The organism is Thioclava sp. F1Mire-8 (assembly GCF_002213165.1).
GTDB classification, from domain to species: Bacteria; Pseudomonadota; Alphaproteobacteria; order Rhodobacterales; family Rhodobacteraceae; genus Thioclava; species Thioclava nitratireducens.
In genome coordinates, this window is record NZ_NBNY01000010.1 from 1 (window position 1) to 6,103 (window position 6,103).

Sequence of the window (6,103 nt, forward strand, 5' to 3'; positions counted from 1 at the left end):
GCCAAAAATGGAAACATTAAAGTGGAACGTTTGATGGTGATCGAACTCACGATGCCTGAAATAAAAGACATGCAGCAATATCTTTTTATCCGAAGAAAGAGGCGCTTCAGAGGCACGCTTCCTGAAGTGCTCGGCAATAAAATTGATACTCAGACGCATCGTAAGGCGCTTGAAATATTGCATCAAGGATTTTGTCCGTCTTCTCTAAAACAAGACCTCGGCCGCAGCCATATAAAATCCGACCTTAAAAGAGGCTTTTTCGTTAGCTCTTCAGGGGTAAAAAATGAATATTAACCCAACAATTTTAAGCATAGCGCCTTACGCCTCTTCAGTTATTATCGGGATTCTGACTTCATTCGCTGTCTGGTGGTACCTAAACCATAGGCACATACCGAAACTGGATTTTTCAGCTGAAATCGCTAGGTATGAGGTTGACGGAAACAAAGAGCTATGTGTCTGTGCCTTTAAAAACTCTGGCCAACGCGAAATCCTTGATCTTGATGTGGTTACACGAATAGGATTCAAAAATTACAACGGTTCGGACGGCTGGCTGCATTTTAGTCTAAAAACAAATTCCTCTAGGCTTCCCAGTCTGGAAGTCGGCCGTCGAGCGCTAGTACGGGTTTTTGATGAACGCGAGACCCCAGAATATGTAGACGCACCCCCTCTCGCGCTGAGAAATAGAATTTCCGAATGTCGAACGCTTAAAGAAATATGCGAACTTGGTACAAAGGTGGAAATCAATGTTCACGTCTTCGCCTATGACGCCTTCAGTGGTGCTCGCAAGCACTTTCAATCACCTGCATATACGGTTCGAGAAATTCGATCGGGAAAATTTAAGAATCTTACGGTCTGCAAGCCTTAAGATTGAAGCCACACTAGTATCCTGGAGGCAGACTCTTAAATTCCTTGTTAGTGATTTTTCCATTTTGTGCAGACTCGATGTCGAGAAGCGGAAGTGCAACAATTTGAGCGTTCGCTAGCCTCGCGCCCATGTTCCTATATAGCGTCCTTTCAAAAGCCTTCTTGAAAGGCGCTACAGCGAATGAGCCTCCGAAGTGACCACAATTGCACACTATTACGTTGCAGAAAACCATTCTGGCAGCGGCCTCAGCAATATGATCAAAGCTGTTGGTGTCCTTATTCAAGGCTAAAATGAAAAGTGTCTGTATCTTTGTGCGATACATAGCCATACGGTCTAAATCTAGAAAGTCATAACAAACCGCCACCCCAAATTTTCCGAACTCAACGCTATCAAAAATCCAAACGGTAGGATGAGGCTGAAACATCACGCCATTCGGACCAGCTGATGCGATTTTTTCAAGCTTTCGCTTTTCAGCTGGGGCTGGATGTGTCTTACCAACACGCTTCGTCGCGGTTGCCTTCAAAATTTTCTTTCCGTTTAACTTTCGAGGAACGATAACCAGCGCATCATTCGAGACCGTCGGCACGGTTGCTCCGGGGACAATTCGGTAATCAAACCCGGCTATGATGATCGTCTGCAACTGTTCAGCAATTTTCTTCAAGCGGTTCTCGAACCCCACTGGCACCGAAAGTTCGGGCAACAGCACGACATCGATCTCATTTCGATCTACATGAAGGCCAGACATGTAATACCGGATTTCACGCATTGCCTGAGCTTCCTCGACGGCTGACATTTGAACGGCATCTTTCCAGTTTCCACTTGGAAAGTCTTTCCAAGCAGCCTCAGGATCTAATGAGTTTTGGATAATTGCTACGCGCAAAATTTCATTCAACATCAGGGCCACCATCAAAGTCATTCGGCTTGGCTGCTCCAAAGTCTTTAACGCTAAATGGAATAAGCTGCCGCAGGTATCCATACGTAATTGACAACTGCTCGTTCTCCAACTGCTTCTGAGCCATCTTTATTTCTTCCAAAAGATCTTCCGGGTCTAAAAGCGTGGGAGCATCAAAATCAATGTCATTCAACTTTCCGCCTAGAAGCAAACCGAACAGGGAGGGCTCCTTCTGTGCAAGTCTATTCTCTTCGCTTCTGATATTTAGACATGCATTTAGTATGCGCAAAGTGAGAGACGAGATCGGAGTGGTTTCAAGCCCGCGCACCGAAGGAAAACCCGCACTGCGCTCATTTCCACGTAAATTCCATGCAAGCGGGCCATCGAAATCCCGAGAGAGGAGCCCCCAAAGTATGCGACCCGTAGACCTGAAGAAGTCGTCAACTCTCGAATTTGACGTAAGGAAACGGTAGTCTCTAAAGCCGCCGTCAATCTCAAGATGCACTACCGCAACTTGACTCTTAGCTTTATCTCTCCAAACTTCCCAACTCTCTATTGAGTGCTGCTCTTTCCAGCTGATTGGGACAAAGGCTGTGGAGGGATAAAATATGGGAAGACTCCCGTGTAATTCGCTTTGCAATTCCACACCGATTTTAACCAATTGACGTACAATCTCCAAACTCGTCCATTCGCCGCCTCTTGGATCAAACTCATCAGTTTTGTTATTTAAGAATTGAACCCACTCGTATAAGCTAAGCTTGTCTTCCGGCCCAAAGCTCAGCACTTTAATGGCCTTTTTTACAGCTTCGGGGGCAACAAGCTCATCCTCATCGATGCCTATTTCGCCATTTAAGTAGTGAGGCCGAATACTGTCCAGCACCCAACCTGCATCACTTTCAACTAGTTCGAACTCTCCAGTGATTAGCTGATCCAGCGCTTTCTTTGAAATGAAGTCCGGATACAGCCGTATCGCCAATGCATCGTCTCTTCTCTCAAAGTTAAACCCCTGCTCGAGTGCAATCCAAGCGCTGCTCGGCGCAATTGCATTCGTACTGTACAATGGGGACAATTGTTGCTCCAACCAAAACGCCCAGCATCCTCCCGAATAACCAGTAGCCTCCCTTAAGAAGTCCGAGGATTTTTCGAACTGTCGCATTTCGGGATTTTTTTCCAGTAAGCTTCGGAACTGCCCAAAAACCACTTCGTCTTCGTTGCTCGCTCCTTCGAAACCCTTCGATATAGCCCACGCTGACATCAAAAACTCGTGCCAAGCCACCTCATGGTACCAAGCCCTTTGCTCTTTCGCGACGCGAGCTGCGCCAAAACCCGCAACATTACTCAAGTATTTTCGAGATGCGCTTTTCTCCGAACGAAGGGCCGACTCTGACTGCAAGACGCGGAAAGCTTTCAATGAGCCCTCCGCGATTAATTGCATTGAAAGGCCGCGGTAGTATGCTGCCCAGCTGGGATTATCATTCTTCCTGAGTTCCTCAGCCCAGATATTTAGCAGTTTTAAGCCGTTGAAGCCGGTGAGCCGACAGAACTGGTGGGCACGAAAAAAAAGTCGAGATTTGGTCGGATGTTCACGGAGCGCTCGAAGAAGAAGCTGAAAGGCTCGGCGCAAAACGCTATCTTCGTTTTTTTCATATTGCGACCACTTCTTCTCGAAGTCATCCTTAAGCGATTGAAAAATTTTTTCCGCATCGGTCCCTGCGGCGATGAAGGCTTTCGCTCCGGGCCTATGTTTTTCGAGAGCACGACTCGCATTTATCAGCTCAAGACTGACATGATTCAACAGTGGAGCTACACGCGCAATCTGTCCAGCCGCAAACGCTGCTCGCGTGTCTGCACGAATTTCGCGCTCTGGTATGTCCGCGAGCAACAACCACTCAAGTTGTTCGAATCTCGCTTCAAGATCCTCGTCGTCTAGCGTGTCAACACCTACAGTTGCTAACGCGGATATGCGAGCAAGTGTTTTGGTCAAAAGTTTTGTTGGGTTTCTACCATCTATCTGTGTCTCATTGATGGCTAACGTCCTTTTCCCTCGTATATCAGGTTCACTCGGATCATTTTTTATATAATCTGCTAAAACCTCCGGATCAGTCTTATTCCAAGCAATTTCTGGGCCAACCTTCATTTCACACAAAAGGCCTTCATACTTTTTAACCCAGTCAATCAGCCCTTCAAAAGTGTAACAAATGATAGCGTGATCATCGACGAAGCGAAAATGAGCGACGTTTCTTTGCTCTTCGATCCATGAATTCACTTTCAAATCGATTGGAAGCATTGCAACATTGGAAAGAAATCCTGAGACAAAAAGTCCAGTTGGAATACCTGAAAAGCTTTGAAAATCAGGCTCCACGATCGGCTCGGAGCTATGCAACCTTTGATCAGGTGTGTCGGCGTCATCGTCTTTTAATGTAAAGTCCAACATCTGCTCGATTAAATCCAAAACTTTTTCGTTTTCCAAGTTGGAATCAGGGATGTGGGTCCTAAGACTATCGATAATAGATGAGCGCCTGATGCTCGGGAAAAATTGCCTTAGATCGATGCTTGCGTGGTAAAGTAGGCTGCGGTGGCTACCCTCCACCGGTTTCCAAAATTCTTTATCGAGATATCGTAGCCCTTCCTTCTTGGCTGCAATCATTGCAACCTGACTGGACGCGTCTAGGTCTGTGTCATTTTGGATCTCAGATAGTTCGCCATCTTGATGCTCTGCTCTTGCCATATACTTGCATGTCAAAGCTATTTGGCGCCGAAACAGCGGCCAACTATGCTGAAACCTTCGATAAAGATGCCCAGACGCATGACGATATGGACCGATTTCGAGTTTCTTCTTTTCTACCGTTTCGTCGTCCTCCTCATGCCAAGCCGGACGATATAGGCGATTGCCGTAGCTCCACGCCGGCATCTTTGCGTCGAGGATTGGGCCTAGGACATTCGCGACTGCGATCCAGGCAACTTGATCCTCGATGGCCACATGGAAATACTGTCGATTTGTAACATGCAATTCACCGTCTGTAAGTTCAGCCTTCTTCGGGCGAGGAAGAAGGCGGAGGGGACGGGGCACATACCTGCCAGTCTCGAAGCTATTTGCGATCTCGCTTAAACGAGATTCTAAATTCATTTCGAATTGAGAGAATTCGACTTGATCTCTATATCCATCTGCCATTTTATGGAGGCGCTTGGCTTTCATCCACGCGAAATTTAGATTTTCGGGGAGGGTTAGAAGGTCGATCAGATTTGTCATTTTGTAGTCTCAATTAGGTATTCGTTCAAATCGATTGCTGTAACAGAAGGGCGCTTGACCCGAACAGCGTGTATGCCTCTTGCCTTCAATTCCACCTTAAGCTTTTCAGCTTTTTTCTCCCCCGCGTCGTCCCAGTCTGTCATAATCTTAACTGTCTCTCTGCTGAACAGTGATAGCTCTTCATTGGAAAAGTTCATGGATGTGCCTAATAGGCCTACAGCTCGTAGTCCGAGTTGAAGTGCAGACAGTGTATCCATGACACCTTCGCAGACATGCAGAGCGTCAGTGCGCAGTGCTCCTAAAGCATCCATGTTGTACTTAAACGGGCGCACTCCGTTTAAATTTCGCCATTTTCCTTGCCTCGAAATATTTCCGAAGACACGGGCCTGAAAGCTGACGATACTTCCTTTTTCAAAGAATGGGAAAACAGCGGCGCCATATGGAAAGACGAATTGAGCATCGGCTGGACTCGATCGCTTTGTTAAAAGGCCGCATTTGTACACATTATCAAATCCAAAATTTTCAATCAGCTCCTTCAAGACGCCCTGAGGGGGACTGAATTCAACGACACCGCTTTCTAAGATGGTCTTTTCAGAAAATGCTCTGTTGGACATATATTTCTTTACAGATTCTGTGAGTCTCAAGCTGCCATAAAGCGTGCCAAGTATCTGTGGATCTGGCGTGGCCGGTGCCTTCAGGGCGAAGCTTTTGATGGGCTTCGGACATGATGTAGCAAATTTCTGCCTTGCTGGGGGTTCGGTGTACGCCTTTTGCCAAAGCCATTTCTTGGCCTCCAAGAATGAGAGGTTCCTAAAGTGTTTCACAAAGTCGATCGACCCACCATGCCGATCACAACCGTAGCATTTCCAGCGCCTTCCATCTTCGAATATATTAAAGGAAGGGTTGGCGTCATCATGATCCGGAAATGGACAATGAGAAGATCCTTTTTTTGGCAAATCAACGCCAAGATAGGATGCAACTTCTTGAACGGAAATACTGTTGAGATGCCTCGTCTGATCTCGTAGGTCCATGCGCTCTTCTCCCCCCCCTGTGATTTCCAAGTTAACCTTTTATTGAGAACATAGTTCAGAGCGCA

At 46.6% G+C, this 6,103-nt stretch carries 4 protein-coding genes; 1 reads left to right on the plus strand and 3 read right to left on the minus strand.

Going from position 1 to position 6,103, the window contains the following annotated elements; translation table 11 throughout:
• A partial coding sequence (locus B6V75_RS18550) for a hypothetical protein (protein ID WP_206198513.1) occupies positions 1-294 on the plus strand: 294 nt, incomplete at its 5' end.
• A gap of 584 nt (positions 295-878) precedes the next feature.
• On the opposite strand, the gene B6V75_RS18310 is transcribed toward B6V75_RS18550, so the two are convergent.
• Genes B6V75_RS18310 through B6V75_RS18325 form a run of 3 tightly spaced genes read right to left on the minus strand, consistent with a single transcriptional unit; the run spans position 879 to position 6,038 of the window.
• Entirely contained in the window at positions 879-1,781 is a 903-nt protein-coding gene (locus B6V75_RS18310) for a carbon-nitrogen hydrolase family protein (RefSeq protein ID WP_168174516.1), read from the minus strand.
• Positions 1,750-5,007, minus strand: coding sequence for an RNA-directed DNA polymerase (locus B6V75_RS18555; protein WP_146735166.1), 3,258 nt, complete (start codon positions 5,005-5,007; stop codon positions 1,750-1,752). Before B6V75_RS18555 ends, B6V75_RS18310 begins: the two co-directional genes overlap by 32 nt.
• Positions 5,004-6,038, minus strand: a complete 1,035-nt coding sequence (locus B6V75_RS18325) for a CHC2 zinc finger domain-containing protein (protein ID WP_088720670.1) — start codon at positions 6,036-6,038, stop codon at positions 5,004-5,006. The genes B6V75_RS18555 and B6V75_RS18325 overlap by 4 nt, the downstream gene beginning before the upstream one ends.
• Between the last annotated feature and the right edge of the window lie 65 nt (positions 6,039-6,103).